Below are 16,697 nucleotides of genomic sequence, written 5' to 3' on the forward strand. Positions count from 1 at the left end.
CTGGTGAAATTACCGATAAGAAGGGAAAGGGCCTTCCCACGAATAGTAAAAGAAAGGCCCCAAAAATACAGTAAGGCCCGTAGATAAACTGCCAGTCAGTCGCTTAACTGACTGGCATTACAGGTCGAAGCCTGCGGTTATATCGTCATTATCGCGATGCTTATTTAGCCGCTTTCTCTTCGGCTGCTGGTTTTTCAGCTTTCGCATCATCCGCTGCTTTCAGGTCAGCTTCAGATTTAATGTCCAGCAGTTCAACGTCAAACACCAGCGTGGAGTTAGCCGGAATGCCAGGCACGCCGTTCTCACCATAGGCCAGAGCCGGTGGGATAGCCAGCTTGATTTTGCCGCCTTTCTTAACGTGCTTCAGACCTTCAGTCCAGCCTGGGATCACGCCGTCCAGACGGAAAGACAGTGGCTCACCGCGTTTGTAGGAGTTGTCGAACTCGCTACCGTCAACCAGAGTACCTTTGTAGTTAACCACTACGGTGTCGCTGTCTTTCGGCGCGTTGCCGCTACCTTCTTTCTCAACCTGATACAGAAGGCCAGATTCAGTTTTCTTCACGCCTTTTTCTTTGGCGAAGGACTCAAGATACTTAGCGCCTTTATCCGCGTTATCTTTCGCATCTTGCTTCATCTTGGCTTCAGCAGCGGCTTTCACTTTACCCTCAAAGCCTTGCAGCGTTTTCTCGATTTCTTCGTCAGTCAGCTTGCTCTTATCAGCAAAGGCATCCTGCACGCCAGCAATCAGCTGATCTTTATCCAGTTTGATACCTAGTTTTTCTTGCTCTTTCAGAGAGTTATCCATGTAACGCCCTAAAGATGCACCTAACGCATAAGCCGCTGCCTGCTCATCGTTCTTGAATTTGGCTGCCGCAGTGGTGTCAGATGCCTGCGCTTTGTCTGCCGCCAGAGCCTGGCCTGCGTTCAGAGCCAGAGCCATCGTTGTTGCTAACAGCGTTACTTTAAACAGTGATTTCATCCATTTCTCCAGCATCTGGAGCGACGCGCTCCAGCCATCATTAAAATAAATTCGCGCCTACTATAACTGTGCGGACGAAGACAACACAACGACGCACGCGACAATCCTTTGATAAAAAACGTCAGGAAGCTTTTCTGACATCATTTGTGTCGTCCTAAGGCCTTCTGGCAACGATATGCCCCGATCCCGATAGTGCATTGCGCCCTACTGCGACCGTTTTTACTACCAGAAGTTTCCGCTTTCTGACAAACTCGCGGGTAACAAGAAGTAAGGGGAATACCGATGTCACCATCAGCACTTGAAGAACGGCTCGAACAGTTGGAAAGCCGACAGGCTTTTCAGGAATTAACCATAGAAGAACTTAACCAAACGGTTATTCAACACGAGCGGGAAATTAGCCGCCTGCGTGAACATGTCCGTCTACTCACCGATCGGCTACGCAGCCAGCAAACCTCGCTCGTTGCCCCCCAGTCGGAAGAAACGCCGCCGCCGCATTACTGAGATTCGCGACCCGTTATGCCGGCGCTCACCACCGTCCAGATATAACAATAAATAAAAAAACCTCAGGTGATCTTCATCAACCTGAGGTTTCTTTTATGCGTATGCGCTACGACTAATTAGTGGCAGCCGCATCCACCGTTGCCGCCGCAGCCGCCTTTACCGTGCTGGTGACCGTGATCGTGGTCGTGATCATGGCCGTGACCGCCACAGCAGCCGTCGCCGTGCTCATGATCGTGTTCGCCGTGAACGTGACCGTGCGCCAGCTCTTCTTCCGTCGCTTCGCGGATAGCAACAACTTCAACGTTGAAGCTCAGGTTTTGGCCTGCCAGCATGTGGTTGCCGTCGACAACAACGTGGTCGTCTTCAACTTCGGTGATTTCAACTGGCACTGGACCCTGATCGGTCTCAGCCAGGAAACGCATGCCAACCTGCAGCTCGTCAACGCCCATAAAGACATCTTTCGGTACGCGCTGAACCAGATTCTCATCATAGTTGCCGTAAGCATCGTTGGAACCGATGTTCACATCAAATTTCTCGCCCGCTTCACGGCCTTCCAACGCGTTTTCCAGACCAGAAATCAGGGAACCGTGACCATGCAGATAGTCCAACGGCGCGCTCACCGGAGACTCATCAACCAACACACCGTCTTCTGTACGTACCTGATAGGCCAGGCTGACCACCAGATCTTTTGCTACTTTCATGATATCTCCTACCGTTGGAATTCAAACTGGCGCAAATTGTAGCTGAAAAATGTCCCTATGTACCGTCTGGAATCAAAAAACGTCAACGGTTGGTGACAATGCCACCACGACACGCATCCCTCATTCTGGCCGGAAGATCCCGATAATCTCGTTAGCCTGCGGGGCGGATGCCGCCGCAGGTTCCTCTGTCTGGCTCTGGCGATATCCGCACTTCACGCACACCACAACCTCGACGTCATCTTCTCGTCCAACAGCAAGCGTGTCCTGCGCCTGACACGTCGGACACACCGCCCCTGCAATAAAACGTTTACGCATGATAACTCCCATTCATCTCCGCCCTAAAATCTAGAACCTGGAATCTAGAACCTATTCTACTAGGCGTTATTGGCGCAGACAGTTTGGACTCGGACAGCGCGCAGAAACCGGAGCGTACACGTAGTACGTGAGGATTTATTCGCTTCGCTCACCCTACGGGCCGCCCCAAGAGGCGTTCAAACGCAATTGCGTTTGTGCGAGCACTGCCCAGGTTCAAAATGGCAAGTAAAATAGCCTAGAGAATAGGTTCTTACTCGTCGTCCTCATCCCACACACTAGGCCGACGTCGCTCGCGCAGCATTTCCCGCTGGAAAATGTCCTCCAGCTCACGGCGAGCCTCTTTCACACGAGAGATTTGCGCGACATCCCCCGTCAGTTGCGGCACCAGTTCACGCAGCATACGCATATCGAGACGGCGGAAATGCTGTTGCGCACGCATCGCCTGATGGGGGTGCATGCCCACCGTCACCAGCGTTTTACGCCCTAACTCCAGCGCACTGGAAAAGGTTTCGCGCGAGAAATGTTTTACGCCCGTCTGTAACAGCTCATGGGCTTCAACACGCCCACGGGCCCGTGCCAGAATCTCCAGATTTGGAAAGTGTTGCTGACAGAGATGCACAATCTCCATCGTATCTTCCGGCGCATTACAGGTAATCACGATTGAACGCGCTTTATCCGCGCCCGCCGAGCGCAGCAGTTCCAGCTCCGTGGCATCGCCATAATAAACCTTATAACCATAGCTACGCATCAGGCTCACGGCGCTGATATCGCGCTCCAGAACGGTAATCCGCATTTTATTCGCCATTAATAAGCGACCAATCACCTGTCCGAAACGTCCGAAGCCCACCACAATCACCTGCGGTTCGTCGTCCTCGACATACGGTTTCTCATCCGGCACATCCTGCACGTTATAGCGACGTACCAGAATGCGGTCGATCAACTGCATCAGCAGCGGCGTCGTCATCATTGATAGCGTCACCGTCACCAGCAACAGCGGCAGTTGCTCACCTTTCAATACGTTGAATGAAGCCGCTGCGGAAAACAGGACGAAAGCGAACTCACCGCCCTGACTCAGCACCCCGGCAAACTGCAAGCGCTCGGAGCGGCGCATACGGTTAATTCGCGCAAGGACATACAGTACAGCCGCTTTCACTGCCACCAGCACCAGCACTGCAACCATAATCTTCACGATGTGGGTGTAGAGGATCCCAAGATGCAGTGCCATTCCTACAGAGATAAAGAACAGCCCAAGCAGCAAGCCTTTGAACGGCTCAATGGCAATTTCCAATTCATGCCGATATTCGCTTTCCGCCAGCAGAATACCGGCGATAAAGGTGCCTAACGCCATGGAAAGCCCCAATGCTTCCATAAACAGCGCAGAACCGAGCACCAGCAACAGCGCAGCGGCGGTGAACACCTCGCGCACGCCGGATGCCGCAATAAAGCGGAACAGCGGACGCACCAGATAGCGACCGCCGATTAGCATGCCGAGAAACGCGGCAACCTTCAGCCCAATCCGTTCCCAATCGCCGAAATCCCCCTGCACACCGGCCAGAATGGGAATCAGTGCCAGAGCAGGGATAACCGCCAAATCCTGAAACAGCAGAACAGAGAAGCCCAATTGCCCCGACTCATTGCGGTTCATGCCCTTTTCGCGCATCAACTGCAGCGCCATGGCCGTTGACGACATCGCCAGCCCCACGCCGCCAATCAGCGCGGACTGCCACGAGAAATCCGTCAGATACAGGACTCCGCCTAAAATCAGCGTACTCAGTCCGACCTGAGCCGCCCCAACGCCAAAGATCGAGCGACGCAGCGTCCAGAGCTTGGACGGATTCAGTTCCAGGCCAATGATGAACATCAGGAAAACGACACCCAGCTCCGAGAAATGCAGGATGGCTTCCACATCACGGATAAAGCCAAGCCCCCAAGGGCCAATGGCGATCCCTGCGATCAAATAGCCCAGTACGGCACCAATGCCTAATCGAGCAGCAATCGGTACAGCTACGACCGCCACAAACAAAAATAAAACTCCGGCGGTCAGTAGCGCGGAACTCTCCATATCAGCGTTCCTCTTCAGGTAAAGGGGAGGATAGCCATTCACCGTAAGCTCTGGCTTGACTCAACAACACATCAGGCTGTAGCCGACGCGCCCAGTAAACAATCATGGGATGCATCCAATGCATACGGCACATGGCTGCCGTCAGCTCAAACGGACGTAGCAAATCATCCATCGGGTAGCGATTGCTCCCGTCAGCGTGGTAGGCATCTTCCGGCTCACCCGTAGTAATCACCGAGCGCCAATATTTCCCCGCCAGCGCATTCCCGCCGATCCCATTGGCAAAACCACGGGATAACACCCTATCGAGCCACTCTTTCAGCAAAGCCGGACAGCTATAGGTATAAAATGGATGTTGGAAAACAATGACCTGATGCTCACGCAGTAGCTGCTGCTCATGATGAATATCGATAAAAAAGTCAGGATAGTGTGCGTAAAGATCGTGCACAGTTACATTCGCCAACTGCTGAGCCGGTTGCAATAAGATCCGGTTCGCTACCGAGTCCTGTGGTTCCGGATGGGCATACAGCAGCAAAATCTTCGGTGGCTGCGACATCATTCCCCTCCAAAGCGTCGTCATAATAATCGTTTTCCGTTACCATGCAGCGCAACGACTAAAAACAGGGCACCGCGTGTCCTGATATGTCCATAATTTAACATACTCTGAACATACGGCGCTTTATGATTGTTTTCTCTTCACTGCAAATTCGACGTGGTGTGCGCGTTCTGATCGACAACGCGACAGCAACGGTTAATCCCGGCCAGAAAGTCGGTCTGGTTGGCAAAAACGGCTGTGGTAAATCTACGCTGCTGTCATTACTGAAAGGTGAAATCAGCGCCGATGGTGGCAGTGCGACCTTCCCGCAAAACTGGTCACTGGCTTGGGTCAATCAGGAAACGCCTGCGTTAGACAAACCCGCGCTGGATTACGTGATTGACGGCGACCGTGAGTTTCGCCAGTTGGAAGCCGCGTTGCAGACCGCCAACGAAGAGAACGACGGCAACGCCATCGCTACGCTGCACGGCAAGCTGGATGCGATTCAGGCCTGGACGATTCAGGCCAGAGCATCGAGCCTGCTCAATGGGCTAGGATTTTCTCAGTCACAGTTGCAACAGCCCGTCAGCGCCTTTTCCGGCGGCTGGCGGATGCGTCTGAATCTGGCACAGGCTCTGATCTGTCGTTCAGACCTGCTGCTGCTGGATGAACCGACCAACCACCTCGATCTGGATGCGGTCATCTGGCTGGAAAAGTGGCTGAAAAACTACACGGGCACGCTGGTCCTGATCTCGCACGACCGCGATTTCCTCGATCCGGTGGTAACCAAAATCCTGCACATCGAGCAGCAGTCGCTCAATGAGTACACCGGTAATTACTCCTCGTTTGAACGCCAGCGCGCCACCCGTCTTGCACAGCAGCAGTCGCTCTATGAACATCAGCAGGAGCGCGTCGCACATCTGCAACACTATATTGACCGCTTCCGTGCGAAAGCGACCAAAGCCAAGCAGGCGCAAAGCCGGATAAAAATGCTGGAACGCATGGAACTGATTGCACCAGCGCATGTCGATAACCCGTTCCGCTTCAGCTTTCGCCCCCCGGAGTCGTTGCCCAATCCACTCATGAAGATGGAAAAGGTCAGCGCAGGCTACAACGACAAGCTGATTCTGGAATCCATCAAACTCAATTTAGTACCGGGTTCCCGTATCGGGCTGCTCGGCCATAACGGCGCGGGTAAATCCACGCTGATCAAACTGCTTGCTGGCACGCTCGCCCCACTGAAAGGGGAAATTGGGTTGGCAAAAGGCGTGAAGCTCGGTTATTTCGCCCAGCACCAGTTAGAGTTCCTACGTGCGGACGAATCGCCCTTGCAGCATCTGGTGCGTCTGGCAGAGCGCGAAACGGAACAGCAACTGCGCGACTACCTCGGCGGCTTCGGTTTTCAGGGCGACAAAGTCACCGAGATCACCGAGCGCTTCTCCGGCGGTGAGAAAGCCCGTCTGGTGCTGGCACTGATCGTCTGGCAGCGCCCGAACCTCCTGCTGCTCGACGAACCGACCAACCACCTCGATCTGGATATGCGTCAGGCGTTGACCGAAGCGTTAATCGATTTTGAAGGCGCGCTGGTTGTCGTCTCGCACGATCGACACCTGATCCGTTCTACTACGGACGATCTCTATCTGGTACACGACCAGAAAGTAGAACCGTTCGACGGCGATTTGGAAGACTACCAGCAGTGGCTGGTCGGCCTGCAACGTCAGGAAAATGCGGCTGATGAAACACCAAAAGAAAATGCCGCCAACAGCGCGCAGGGCAGAAAAGATCAGAAACGCCGCGAAGCTGAGTTGAGAACGCAAACGCAGCCGCTGCGCAAACAGATAACCAAGCTTGAACAGCAGATGGAAAAGCTGGGAGAAACGCTCGCAGCGCTTGAAGCTCGACTGGCAGACAGCGCCATCTACGACATCAGCCGCAAGGCCGAACTCACCGATTGCCTGCAACAGCAAACCAAAGTCAAAATCGAGCTGGAAGAAACGGAGCTGTCCTGGCTGGATGCGCAGGAACAGCTAGAGCAGATGATGCAGAGCGAGTAAATTCAGTCTCTCTCACCTGAAAGGCGTCGCGAGCGAAAAACCGCTCGCGACGTTATCAACGAAGCCTTAATGCCAAATCAGCAGCACGCAAGCGGCGGTCAGCAGGCCCATTGACACATTAAAGATAATCCACGCTTTTTTACTGCGCAGCAGTCGCCCAATCATCGTGCCAAATCCGAGCCAAATGACGCCGGAAACCAGATTGACCAGCACAATCCCGATGCTTATCGCGATCACAGACTGGTTATAGCCTTCACCGGCCAGACTAAAGCTGGCAACCGCGCCCAGCGCCATGAGCCACGCTTTCGGGTTCAGAAATTGCAGCAACCACCCTTGATAAAGCCGGATCGGCTGGGGCGGTGCAACGGACGTTTCCAGCCGTTCGTAAGCCGCCGTGGCAATTTTCCACGCCAGCCAGAGCAGATAGGCACTGCCGAGAACTTTCAGAATAAAGTGCAGCGAAGGGTAAATCAGAATCAAACCACCGACACCGAATGCCACCAGCAGCAAAATGCTCTGCATGCCCAGCATGATGCCGATCATCAGCCACAGTGAACGCATAAAGCCAAAATTCGCGCCCGAGGTGGTCAACAGCATATTATTCGGCCCTGGCGTGATGGCCGCTACCCACAAAAACCCCAACATCGAAAGAAATAAACTCAGTTCCATTATTTGTGGGCGCTCCTGACCCAAATGTCGTACCAACTGGCAGCATTGAAGCTAACAGTGTGATATTGATCGTACAAGAGCCGACAACAAGATTTCTATATCCTTTATGTATGATCATTTTCGTCCGCTGAGCGGCGCGCATAATCCACATCTGCAAACGCTATTACCGCGTCTGATCCGCCGTCATGCGCAATTCTCGCCAGTCTGGCAGCCACTTGAATTGCCGGACGGCGATTTCGTCGATCTGGCCTGGAGCGAAGCCCCTGAACAGGCACGGCACAAACCGCGCGTGGTGCTGTTCCACGGGCTAGAGGGTAGCTTTCATAGCCCCTACGCTCACGGCCTGCTACATGCCTGTAAGCAGCGCGGCTGGCTGGCCGTCATCATGCATTTTCGTGGATGCAGCGGTAAGCCCAACCGGATGAAGCGCATTTATCATTCTGGCGAAACCAGCGATGCCAGCTATTTCCTGCACTGGATGCAGGAGACGCTGGGCGATGCTCCTACCGCCGCCATCGGCGTGTCTCTCGGCGGCAACATGTTGGCCTATCTGCTCGCGCAGCAAGGCGAAGCCTGTTCACTGTCCGCGGCCGTCATTGTTTCCGCACCACTGATGCTCGAACCCTGTAGCCGTCGGATGGAACAAGGCTTCTCCCGCGTCTACCAGCACTACCTGCTGCGCCTGTTGAAACAAAACGCTGGCCGCAAGCTGGCGGCTTACCCAGATACGCTGCCAATTCAGCTACCGCAGTTGAAGCGAATCCGCCAGCTACGCGAGTTTGATGACGTCATTACTTCACGTATCCACGGCTTCCGCGATGCAGCCGACTACTATCGACGCTGTAGCGCTCTGCCGCTGTTGCCTCAGATACGTAAACCGCTACTCATCATCCATGCGAAGGACGATCCTTTCATGACGTCAGAGGTGATTCCCGATCTGTCGCAGTTACCGTCTAATATTGAGTATCAGCTAACGGAACATGGCGGGCATGTCGGCTTCGTCGGCGGAACGTTGCTGAAACCGGAAATGTGGCTGGAACAGCGCATTCCCAACTGGCTTAGCCCATTTTTGGACCAGGCCAGCGACTCTTTTCCTTCAGGAACCGTTTTTACTCAGGAACCCTTTGAATCAGGAAACATAGCGTGATTATTCCCTGGCAACAGCTCGATCCAGAAACGCTGGATAACATCATCGAATCTTTCGTCCTGCGGGAAGGCACCGATTATGGCGAACAGGAGCGTTCACTGGCGCAGAAAGTGGAAGATATCCGCGGCCAACTCCAGTCTGGCGAGGTGGTGTTGGTGTGGTCTGAGTTGCATGAAACCCTCAATATCATGCCGCGTAATCAGCTCAATTCTGGAGGACATGCTCCTTATTGAGCACGCCGAAAGTCGTGAAAGAACGCGCCAAACATGCTAACAATGATGACAATTACGTCTTTTTTGAGGATGCGCGCAGGCCTTCGGTCTACGCGGGCATCGCGATCACGGAGTCACGCACCTTATGTCACATCAGCATCCGATTATTGCGGTTACCGGCTCCAGCGGAGCGGGAACCACAACAACCAGTCTGGCCTTCCGTAAGATTTTCCAGCAGTTTGATCTGCGCGCAGCCCAGTTAGAAGGCGATAGCTTTCACCGCTATACCCGCCCGGAAATGGATATGGCGATTCGTAAAGCACGTGATTCAGGACGCCACATCAGCTATTTCGGCCCGGAAGCGAATGATTTCAGCCTGCTGGAACAGTCGTTTATCGAATATGGCCTGCACGGGCGCGGCCAGACGCGTAAATACCTGCATACCTACGATGAAGCGATTCCCTATAATCAGGTTCCCGGAACATTCACGCCGTGGGAACCAATGCCGGAACCCACCGACATCCTGTTCTATGAAGGGCTACACGGCGGCGTGGTCACTGAGCAAAACGACGTGGCACAGCATGTGGATTTACTCGTCGGCGTAGTGCCGATCGTCAACCTGGAATGGATTCAAAAGCTGATTCGTGACGTTAATGAGCGCGGTCACTCGCGTGAAGCGGTGATGGATTCCGTCGTCCGCTCAATGGAAGACTACATCACCTATATCACGCCACAGTTCTCTCGCACACACATCAACTTCCAGCGTGTGCCTACCGTGGACACCTCCAACCCGTTCGCTGCCAAATCGATTCCGTCACTGGACGAAAGCTTCGTCGTGATTCATTTTCAGGGATTGGACAATATTGATTACCCCTATCTGCTCGCCATGTTGCAGGGGTCCTTTATCTCCCACATCAACACGCTGGTCGTTCCCGGCGGGAAGATGGGGCTGGCGATGGAATTGATCATGGCGCCGCTGGTGCAGCGGTTAATTGAAGGGAAAACCATCGAATAAGCATCGAGATACACGGGGCGACCACAGGGGTGAGGCCTCCCGACGGGAACCTCCCCCGGTGTTTCCACTAATAGCAGGCTTAAGTGACCAGAATGAGTGCCCAGAGAAAGGGATTATTCCAGCACTCTAATTTCGTGGCTGTGCGTCACCTCAACGGCTTTACCCAGCATCAGTGCCACAGAGCAGTATTTTTCCGCCGACAGTACGACGGCTCGCTCGACAACTTTGTCGGTCAACCCTTTTCCCGTCACGATAAAATGCAGATTGATGTGGGTAAATAAACGCGGCGCGTCAGACCGACGCTCTGACGTTAATTTCACTTCACAATCCGCTACATCGTTGCGGCCTTTTTGCAGAATCGATACCACATCAATCGCGCTGCATCCCCCTACAGACATCAACACCATTTCCATCGGACTGGGCGCTTTATCACCGGAATTGCCGTCCATCACTATCTGATGCCCTGATGCGGATTCGCCTAAAAACGTTAAGCCTTCAACCCATTTTACCCGTGCCTGCATGATGCCTCTCCACTAAAAATTTTTTGAAAATTTATACCGTTACTGTACAAAAACCAGCGTTAATCAGCGCTTTGTCATGCTGAAGCGAGACAACACAAGACACGTCCTTCAAGCTGTGTTAAAACGAAAACAGAATAGACCTTTTCTGGACAAACCCAGAAACGAAGAAGATGATGGCCTGGCCAGACATACCCCAGCCACGTTTACGGTGCGGCAAGGCAGCAACCGGAAAATAAAGGGTACAGTGGTTTCAGTATATTCCCTGACGTCATTCTGCCTAGACTGAATTTTATTTTTTTAGCAGTAAAACACGCCGTACAGGGAACTCTGACCCCTGTAATTTGCGCAGTGAATTACAACAGAGGATGATAGCGAATGGTTCTCGGCAAACCGCAAACAGATCCAACTCTCGAATGGTTCCTTTCCCATTGTCATATTCACAAGTATCCATCGAAGAGCACGCTGATTCACCAAGGTGAAAAAGCAGAAACGCTTTACTACATCGTGAAAGGCTCTGTCGCAGTGCTAATCAAAGATGAAGAAGGCAAGGAAATGATCCTTTCCTACCTCAATCAGGGCGATTTTATCGGCGAGCTCGGCCTGTTTGAAGAAGGTCAGGAGCGCAGCGCCTGGGTGCGGGCAAAAACTGCCTGTGAAGTGGCTGAAATTTCCTATAAAAAATTCCGCCAGCTCATCCAGGTTAACCCGGATATCCTCATGCGTCTGTCTGCACAAATGGCAAGCAGACTTCAGGTTACCTCTGAGAAGGTCGGCAACCTCGCCTTCCTTGATGTGACCGGCCGTATTGCCCAAACCCTACTCAACCTGGCCAAACAACCTGATGCCATGACGCATCCAGATGGCATGCAAATAAAAATTACCCGTCAGGAAATTGGGCAAATCGTTGGCTGCTCGCGTGAAACCGTGGGCCGCATTCTGAAAATGTTAGAAGACCAGAACCTGATCTCTGCACACGGTAAAACGATTGTCGTTTACGGCACTCGCTAAGCCCCTGTCGCTGTACCCTACCAATAAAAAAGCGTGAAGCCTCGGCCTCACGCTTTTTTTATGGCGAGCTTCCTGCTCACCACCCTACGGGTCGTTGCTAACGCAACGCTGAAAAACGTTCCCTACGTTTTTTTATGGCGTAACGTAATCAGTTTGCTGCGTTAACAACCTGCGCGACGGCTTTAGCGAATTTCGCCATCCCCTGCACAATATCATCTTCATCAATGATCAACGACGGTACAAAGCGGATCACATTCGGCCCAGCCATCAGCACCATAAGCCCCTGAGACGTTGCCGCCGCCAGAAACTCGCCCGCACGACCATGCCATTGCGGTTTCAGTTCTGCCCCCAACAGCAAACCCATACCGCGAACCTGTTCGAATACACCGAACTGCTGATTGATTTTCTCAAGCTCACTGACAAAGCGATCGTGGCGATCCGCCACGCCTGACAGCACTTCTGGCGTGTTGATAATATCCAGCGCGGCTTCCGCCACCGCACAGGCCAGCGGGTTGCCGCCATAGGTGGTGCCGTGCACCCCAACCGTCATAGCCGATGCGATCTCTTCCGTCGTCAGCATTGCGCTAATTGGGAAACCACCGCCCAATGCTTTAGCCGTTGTGAGAATATCCGGCGTAATGCCGTAGTGCATGTAGCTGAATAGTTTGCCAGTACGCCCCATTCCGCTCTGCACTTCATCAAACACCAGCAGCGCCTTGTGCTGATCGCATAGATCGCGAACACCTTGTAAAAATTCAGGCGTAGCAGGCGTAATCCCCCCTTCACCCTGAACCGGTTCCAGCACGACTGCACAGGTGTGATCGTCCATCACCGCTTTAACAGCAGCCAGGTCGTTGAAGGGAACATGAACAATATCGGCAGGCTTAGGCCCGAAACCATCGGCATATTTAGGCTGTCCGCCGACCGAAACGGTGAACAGCGTCCGACCATGGAATGCATTGTAGAAGGAGATGATCTTGGTTTTATACGGACTATGGCGTTTAACCGCATAGTGACGCGCCAGCTTAAAGGCAGCTTCGTTGGCTTCAGCACCGGAGTTAACAAAGAACACACGGTCAGCAAAAGTCGCATCAATCAATTTGCTGGCGAGGCGCAACGCAGGCTCATTCGTGAAAATATTGCTGGTGTGCCACAGCTTTTCACCCTGCTGCTGCAACGCGTTCACCAATGCAGGATGGCAGTGACCCAGCGCCGTAACCGCAATACCGCCGGAGAAATCGATATACTCGCGGCCGTCCTGATCCCAGACGCGACTCCCTTTACCTTTCACGGGTACAAACTTAGCGGGTGCATAAACTGGCAAAATCACTTTATCGTGAGTATCCCGTGTCACTGCTTTCTGCTCTGCTGCCATTTGCTGCCTCACTCTGCTGTCCATCATACCGGAATGAAAATATAGTCAATAAATATGCATAAAAAATCAATTGCAGGCAATATTAAATCGGCTACTGAGGAGAATAACTTTCTATATCGCTAAATTTTAAGGAAATTATCCAAAAGCTGATGCCCCTGCTGGCTAAGAATGCTCTCTGGGTGAAACTGCACCCCTTCCAGCGGCAATGCGCGATGGCGAATCCCCATAATCTCATCACGCTTTCCTTCATGTTCGCTCCAGGCCGTAACTTCAAAGCAATCGGGTAGCGAGGCGGAATCAATAATGAGTGAATGATAACGGGTGACCGTCAACGGCTGTGCCAACCCCGTGAAAACCCCCGTATCGCTATGCGCAATCGCTGAGGTTTTCCCGTGCATGACCTGTCGTGCCCGCACCACGCGCGCGCCGAACGCCTGTCCCATCGCCTGATGGCCAAGACACACGCCCAAAATAGGCAATTTATCGGCAAAGTGACGGATTGCAGCCAGTGAAATGCCCGCCTCGTCCGGCGTACAAGGGCCCGGTGAAATGACCAACCGCTCAGGCGCAAGCTGTTCAATCTCACGCAGCGTCAGTTCATCATTACGCTTCACCACAACCTGTGCACCAAGCTCACAAAAGTATTGGTAAAGGTTGTAGGTAAAAGAGTCGTAGTTATCGATAATTAGCAGCATATTTTACTTAAGTTATTTATAAATAATGAATTTATAATTTAAGCACCCTTTTGATGCCCGCCGTAATACCCGCAATTTTTTTCAATACCTTCTTATTTGGGCTAAAACGGAAAAACCATTGTACCCGTCTCCGGCATGAAAGGGGTGTGTCAGATGCATGACACAGCAGTTGAGGTGCATGTCTCAGGGGATAATGGGGTCTTCGGCTGCGGTATGGAAGCCGCTCTCTGACTGGGTATAGTAAGCCCACGGCAATGTTGGGCTTGAAGTAAAGTAGTCAAAACGAGCCTTCATCACCACGCTCGCAACGACGTTCAACCTACCCGGTGATATCTGCTTTCAAAGACTGGCAGATTTACCACACGCAACTGAGCGTGTTTTTCCTTGCAGGCTACGGAAGTGTTTGTGGTCGCCCTAAGGAGTTTCTCACAGGTCACTCGTATCATCCCGATACTGGAAACATTGGTGGCTATCATCGACAGCAGGGTTTTACGGTCAAAATACTACAAATTTTTTGCAGATTCCAAGCACTTTGACTCTGCATAAAAAGCGAGTAATCTAGCACCAAGTGCTATAGTTAAGGTTACAGGATGTCGGCCTGATGCGTGTATTCAAAACCAAATGGTTTACTAAGGCAGCTAAATCCCACGCCATCAAGGATAGCGAGTTGTGTGAAGCTATTGAGGCGGTGATGCAGGGTAAAGCTGACGATCTCGGCGGCGGCGTTTATAAAAAGCGGCTAAACCAGAATCGCGATCGCGCCATCATATTGGCGAAAGGTGGACAGCACTGGTTTTACACGTTCCTGTATGCCAAGCAGGATATGGCGAACATTGATAATCGCGAACTGGCCGGATTCCGCGAGTTGGCGAAGCACTACGCAACCCTTGCCGATGAAAAGATTACGGCACTGATTAAGAGTAAAGAACTGGTGGAGATTTGCCATGACCGCAAAAAGTAAATTCAAGAGTCCTGCATTTGAGGCTATCCATAGCGCGGCTTCTGGATTATTCAGCGTCGACGCTATTCCACAAGAAACGATGCGCAACTTTGATAAAGCGTGCATCAACAGTGTGGACGATCTTCAACCTCTTGAGATTAAGGCGCTACGTGAGAAGCTGAACGTTAGCCAGCCGGTTTTCGCCCGCTACCTGAACACCAGTGTTTCAACGGTACAAAAATGGGAAAGCGGCGTAAAACGTCCCAGCGGGTTATCGCTGAAACTGCTTACCGTGGTGCAGAAGCATGGGTTGAAGGTGTTGGTTTGATTTATTGGCCTGGGTGTTTTGGGAGATAGATTGACGGTCAGTTATGTGCCAAAGCGGAAGTTGTTAGTTCGCACTGCATTAATTATTAGATAGCAGGTCGATGCGATTGTGGTTTTTTTCGCGAATGATAGCATCGTGCCTTTTCCATTAGGTGCAGAGCAGTGAGCAAAGTGAAAACCATTAAAGGGATTGAGGTTCAGAGAGGTGATAAGGAACTTGAAAACCTCCTAAGCGCCTGGGTCAAAGCAATTGTACGTTATACCACCGCTAATGAGTATGATAACCCTTGGTGGTACAATGAAAGGGCTTCGCTAAGTGTATTGGCTGGAGCGGCATGGACCCTCAAAAATTGGTTCGCCTTGGAAGAATTTTCGACATTGAAGCGTCACCGCACCCTTGAGCCAGGTGTCGATAGTGGCTCACTGCGACATGGTCGTTGTGATCTATTTGTGCAGTCCCCGAACACTAGCTTTGCAATTGAGGCGAAGCAGACGGTACAGTCGATCGGTGCTCGTTCCGATGGTTACACGTTTGCTGAACGTGCAATACGAAAGGCCTGGGCGGACTCTGGGGACTTGAGTAACAGGGAGGCGTATCGTCGATTCGCTGTCACTTTCATCGTCCCCTATATACCAACGAGCGAAGTGCGGATCAAAGAGGATGACGAGGAGAAAGTGTGTCCGAGAAAAGTGGAGCAAGCGATTAAGGACTGGTTAACCGATCAGCCTAGTTTTTTGGGGGCATCAATGAAACGTACCGACTTCGCCTTCATCTTCCCGCAATTAGGTAATCAGCATTATTCACTGAATGAAAAGTACTATCCTGGTGTAGTAATAGTGTTTGAAGAACGCTATCGCGCGCATCGCCGTCAAATGATATCTGCGGAGCAAGTCTTCTGACCGATTTTGTTAATTTACCGCATCAAGCGGTTTTATTTGAAGCCGAAGCGTTCTTCATCAGCATTCATTTTGGATCGTTTGCTGCCTGTCATGAAGGGCAGCATCGTGCTGTGAGTTCAATGGGTCGATGCAACGCTATCCTTAATCAAGGGCCTGTCCGCTCCGTGCGAAGCAGACGTGGCGTATAGTGCTTCTAGAAAAGCTCTCATGTAGTGGCAAATTTTGTCGCCCACGGCAAGCCACTGAAATTATTTACAATGCAAATTACCGACAAAATCCGCCCACACCTGCATCATCTTCCGTCGCTCATCCAGATACTCCGCACGGTTGTAACTTGCCCGAACCTTGTTATGCTCAGTATGAGCAAGCTGACGTTCGATCACATCTGGCCGGTAGCCCATTTCATTTAAAATAGTTGATTCCGTGGCACGAAAGCCGTGCGCAGAAAAACCGATGCTGCCCTTGCCATTAAACCCCATACGCTCAAGCGCACGGTTAAGAGTGGTCGCAATCATACAATCCTGTGGGTTCCGATAGTTTGGAAACAGCCAGCCGCTTCCAGCAGGGATTCGCCACTCGGCTCCATCAAGAGGCGAGTGGATGATAGGAGACAGAGATTCCGGGTCACGTATTCAACTCGGTGATCGTCAGGTAGAATGTTCATCTGTTTTCCTAAATATTTAGAAGAAGAGCCTGATGGCAACGGTTGAGGTAAAATGCCCGTTTTGTGAGCAAACAGACCCG

The 16,697-nt window shown here is 52.1% G+C and carries 21 protein-coding genes; 10 read left to right on the top strand and 11 right to left on the bottom strand.

Annotated elements, in window-relative coordinates:
• Positions 1-87 (top strand): hypothetical protein (locus Q3A88_RS20775; RefSeq protein WP_317177746.1); only part of this gene is annotated, 87 nt, incomplete at its 5' end.
• A 73-nt stretch (positions 88-160) separates the two neighbouring features.
• Here Q3A88_RS20775 and fkpA read toward each other — a convergent pair.
• Positions 161-979, bottom strand: a complete 819-nt coding sequence (gene fkpA, locus Q3A88_RS20780; protein ID WP_102117061.1) for an FKBP-type peptidyl-prolyl cis-trans isomerase — start codon at positions 977-979, stop codon at positions 161-163.
• A 282-nt stretch (positions 980-1,261) separates the two neighbouring features.
• Here fkpA and Q3A88_RS20785 point away from each other — a divergent pair, with 282 nt between their 5' ends.
• The gene (locus Q3A88_RS20785; RefSeq protein ID WP_010277499.1) at positions 1,262-1,480 is read left to right on the top strand and encodes a protein SlyX; all 219 of its coding nucleotides are present in this window, start codon (positions 1,262-1,264) and stop codon (positions 1,478-1,480) included.
• A 116-nt stretch (positions 1,481-1,596) separates the two neighbouring features.
• Here the strand turns inward: Q3A88_RS20785 and slyD are convergent, their stop codons facing one another.
• The 4 genes from slyD to kefG all read right to left on the bottom strand — a co-directional run bounded on the left by slyD (position 1,597) and on the right by kefG (position 5,111).
• Positions 1,597-2,181 carry a peptidylprolyl isomerase gene (gene slyD, locus Q3A88_RS20790; protein ID WP_110164286.1) on the bottom strand — a complete coding sequence of 195 codons (585 nt, stop codon included), beginning with the start codon at positions 2,179-2,181 and terminating at the stop codon, positions 1,597-1,599.
• Positions 2,182-2,301: 120 nt separating this feature from the next.
• The gene (locus Q3A88_RS20795; RefSeq protein WP_010277506.1) at positions 2,302-2,496 is read right to left on the bottom strand and encodes a YheV family putative zinc ribbon protein; all 195 of its coding nucleotides are present in this window, start codon (positions 2,494-2,496) and stop codon (positions 2,302-2,304) included.
• A gap of 250 nt (positions 2,497-2,746) precedes the next feature.
• Positions 2,747-4,558 (bottom strand): glutathione-regulated potassium-efflux system protein KefB, encoded by a 1,812-nt coding sequence (gene kefB / locus Q3A88_RS20800; protein WP_317178571.1) that lies wholly within the window; start codon positions 4,556-4,558, stop codon positions 2,747-2,749.
• Position 4,559: 1 nt separating this feature from the next.
• Entirely contained in the window at positions 4,560-5,111 is a 552-nt protein-coding gene (gene kefG / locus Q3A88_RS20805) for a glutathione-regulated potassium-efflux system ancillary protein KefG (protein WP_181393619.1), read from the bottom strand.
• A gap of 125 nt (positions 5,112-5,236) precedes the next feature.
• Here kefG and Q3A88_RS20810 point away from each other — a divergent pair, with 125 nt between their 5' ends.
• Entirely contained in the window at positions 5,237-7,144 is a 1,908-nt protein-coding gene (locus Q3A88_RS20810) for an ABC transporter ATP-binding protein (protein ID WP_317178572.1), read from the top strand.
• Positions 7,145-7,210: 66 nt separating this feature from the next.
• Here Q3A88_RS20810 and Q3A88_RS20815 read toward each other — a convergent pair whose 3' ends face one another.
• A complete protein-coding gene (locus Q3A88_RS20815) occupies positions 7,211-7,813 on the bottom strand; it encodes a LysE family translocator (RefSeq protein ID WP_039466375.1) in 603 nt (200 codons plus the stop codon).
• A gap of 106 nt (positions 7,814-7,919) precedes the next feature.
• Here Q3A88_RS20815 and Q3A88_RS20820 point away from each other — a divergent pair, with 106 nt between their 5' ends.
• The 3 genes from Q3A88_RS20820 to Q3A88_RS20830 all read left to right on the top strand — a co-directional run bounded on the left by Q3A88_RS20820 (position 7,920) and on the right by Q3A88_RS20830 (position 10,187).
• Positions 7,920-8,960: a hydrolase gene (locus Q3A88_RS20820; protein ID WP_317178573.1), complete on the top strand. Its 1,041-nt coding sequence runs from the start codon at positions 7,920-7,922 to the stop codon at positions 8,958-8,960.
• Positions 8,957-9,193, top strand: coding sequence for a YheU family protein (locus Q3A88_RS20825; protein ID WP_010277524.1), 237 nt, complete (start codon positions 8,957-8,959; stop codon positions 9,191-9,193). The genes Q3A88_RS20820 and Q3A88_RS20825 overlap by 4 nt, the downstream gene beginning before the upstream one ends.
• Before the next feature lie 124 nt (positions 9,194-9,317).
• Positions 9,318-10,187 (top strand): phosphoribulokinase, encoded by an 870-nt coding sequence (locus Q3A88_RS20830; RefSeq protein WP_010297039.1) that lies wholly within the window; start codon positions 9,318-9,320, stop codon positions 10,185-10,187.
• 113 nt (positions 10,188-10,300) lie between these two features.
• On the opposite strand, the gene Q3A88_RS20835 is transcribed toward Q3A88_RS20830, so the two are convergent.
• Entirely contained in the window at positions 10,301-10,708 is a 408-nt protein-coding gene (locus Q3A88_RS20835; RefSeq protein WP_317178574.1) for an OsmC family protein, read from the bottom strand.
• A 375-nt stretch (positions 10,709-11,083) separates the two neighbouring features.
• On the opposite strand from Q3A88_RS20835, the gene crp reads away from it, so the two are divergent.
• On the top strand, positions 11,084-11,716 hold the full coding sequence (gene crp, locus Q3A88_RS20840) for a cAMP-activated global transcriptional regulator CRP (protein WP_004090925.1): 633 nt from the start codon (positions 11,084-11,086) through the stop codon (positions 11,714-11,716).
• A gap of 148 nt (positions 11,717-11,864) precedes the next feature.
• Here crp and Q3A88_RS20845 read toward each other — a convergent pair whose 3' ends face one another.
• Positions 11,865-13,091 (bottom strand): aspartate aminotransferase family protein, encoded by a 1,227-nt coding sequence (locus tag Q3A88_RS20845; protein WP_039510454.1) that lies wholly within the window; start codon positions 13,089-13,091, stop codon positions 11,865-11,867.
• Positions 13,092-13,210: 119 nt separating this feature from the next.
• Positions 13,211-13,786 (bottom strand): aminodeoxychorismate synthase component II, encoded by a 576-nt coding sequence (locus tag Q3A88_RS20850; RefSeq protein ID WP_014916837.1) that lies wholly within the window; start codon positions 13,784-13,786, stop codon positions 13,211-13,213.
• Positions 13,787-14,387: 601 nt separating this feature from the next.
• Here Q3A88_RS20850 and Q3A88_RS20855 point away from each other — a divergent pair.
• From Q3A88_RS20855 to Q3A88_RS20865, 3 genes are all read left to right on the top strand, one after another.
• Positions 14,388-14,747, top strand: coding sequence for a type II toxin-antitoxin system RelE/ParE family toxin (locus Q3A88_RS20855; RefSeq protein WP_039547931.1), 360 nt, complete (start codon positions 14,388-14,390; stop codon positions 14,745-14,747).
• A complete protein-coding gene (locus Q3A88_RS20860; protein WP_021013407.1) occupies positions 14,731-15,054 on the top strand; it encodes a helix-turn-helix domain-containing protein in 324 nt (107 codons plus the stop codon). Before Q3A88_RS20855 ends, Q3A88_RS20860 begins: the two co-directional genes overlap by 17 nt.
• Before the next feature lie 161 nt (positions 15,055-15,215).
• Complete coding sequence (locus tag Q3A88_RS20865) at positions 15,216-15,953, top strand: hypothetical protein (protein ID WP_110164289.1); 738 nt, start codon at positions 15,216-15,218, stop codon at positions 15,951-15,953.
• Between the two features lie 248 nt (positions 15,954-16,201).
• Here Q3A88_RS20865 and Q3A88_RS20870 read toward each other — a convergent pair whose 3' ends face one another.
• Positions 16,202-16,468 carry a tyrosine-type recombinase/integrase gene (locus tag Q3A88_RS20870; RefSeq protein WP_233991266.1) on the bottom strand — a complete coding sequence of 89 codons (267 nt, stop codon included), beginning with the start codon at positions 16,466-16,468 and terminating at the stop codon, positions 16,202-16,204.
• On the bottom strand, positions 16,465-16,697 hold a 233-nt coding region (locus Q3A88_RS20875), incomplete at its 5' end, for a hypothetical protein (protein ID WP_317178575.1). The genes Q3A88_RS20875 and Q3A88_RS20870, both read right to left, overlap by 4 nt.

The sequence above is a fragment of the Pectobacterium sp. HCp5_1 genome, from assembly GCF_032905925.1.
GTDB classification, from domain to species: domain Bacteria; phylum Pseudomonadota; class Gammaproteobacteria; order Enterobacterales; family Enterobacteriaceae; genus Pectobacterium; species Pectobacterium brasiliense_A.

Coding starts and splice junctions, on each gene's coding strand:
- Q3A88_RS20810 (WP_317178572.1), top strand. CDS start 5,237: ATGATTGTTTTCTCTTCACTGCAAATTCGACGTGGTGTGCGCGTTCTG.
- kefG (WP_181393619.1), bottom strand. CDS start 5,111: ATGTCGCAGCCACCGAAGATTTTGCTGCTGTATGCCCATCCGGAACCA.
- Q3A88_RS20855 (WP_039547931.1), top strand. CDS start 14,388: ATGCGTGTATTCAAAACCAAATGGTTTACTAAGGCAGCTAAATCCCAC.
- slyD (WP_110164286.1), bottom strand. CDS start 2,181: ATGAAAGTAGCAAAAGATCTGGTGGTCAGCCTGGCCTATCAGGTACGT.
- Q3A88_RS20870 (WP_233991266.1), bottom strand. CDS start 16,468: ATGATTGCGACCACTCTTAACCGTGCGCTTGAGCGTATGGGGTTTAAT.
- Q3A88_RS20845 (WP_039510454.1), bottom strand. CDS start 13,091: ATGGCAGCAGAGCAGAAAGCAGTGACACGGGATACTCACGATAAAGTG.
- Q3A88_RS20835 (WP_317178574.1), bottom strand. CDS start 10,708: ATGCAGGCACGGGTAAAATGGGTTGAAGGCTTAACGTTTTTAGGCGAA.
- crp (WP_004090925.1), top strand. CDS start 11,084: ATGGTTCTCGGCAAACCGCAAACAGATCCAACTCTCGAATGGTTCCTT.
- Q3A88_RS20820 (WP_317178573.1), top strand. CDS start 7,920: ATGTATGATCATTTTCGTCCGCTGAGCGGCGCGCATAATCCACATCTG.
- Q3A88_RS20860 (WP_021013407.1), top strand. CDS start 14,731: ATGACCGCAAAAAGTAAATTCAAGAGTCCTGCATTTGAGGCTATCCAT.
- Q3A88_RS20795 (WP_010277506.1), bottom strand. CDS start 2,496: ATGCGTAAACGTTTTATTGCAGGGGCGGTGTGTCCGACGTGTCAGGCG.
- Q3A88_RS20830 (WP_010297039.1), top strand. CDS start 9,318: ATGTCACATCAGCATCCGATTATTGCGGTTACCGGCTCCAGCGGAGCG.
- kefB (WP_317178571.1), bottom strand. CDS start 4,558: ATGGAGAGTTCCGCGCTACTGACCGCCGGAGTTTTATTTTTGTTTGTG.
- fkpA (WP_102117061.1), bottom strand. CDS start 979: ATGAAATCACTGTTTAAAGTAACGCTGTTAGCAACAACGATGGCTCTG.
- Q3A88_RS20785 (WP_010277499.1), top strand. CDS start 1,262: ATGTCACCATCAGCACTTGAAGAACGGCTCGAACAGTTGGAAAGCCGA.
- Q3A88_RS20850 (WP_014916837.1), bottom strand. CDS start 13,786: ATGCTGCTAATTATCGATAACTACGACTCTTTTACCTACAACCTTTAC.
- Q3A88_RS20815 (WP_039466375.1), bottom strand. CDS start 7,813: ATGGAACTGAGTTTATTTCTTTCGATGTTGGGGTTTTTGTGGGTAGCG.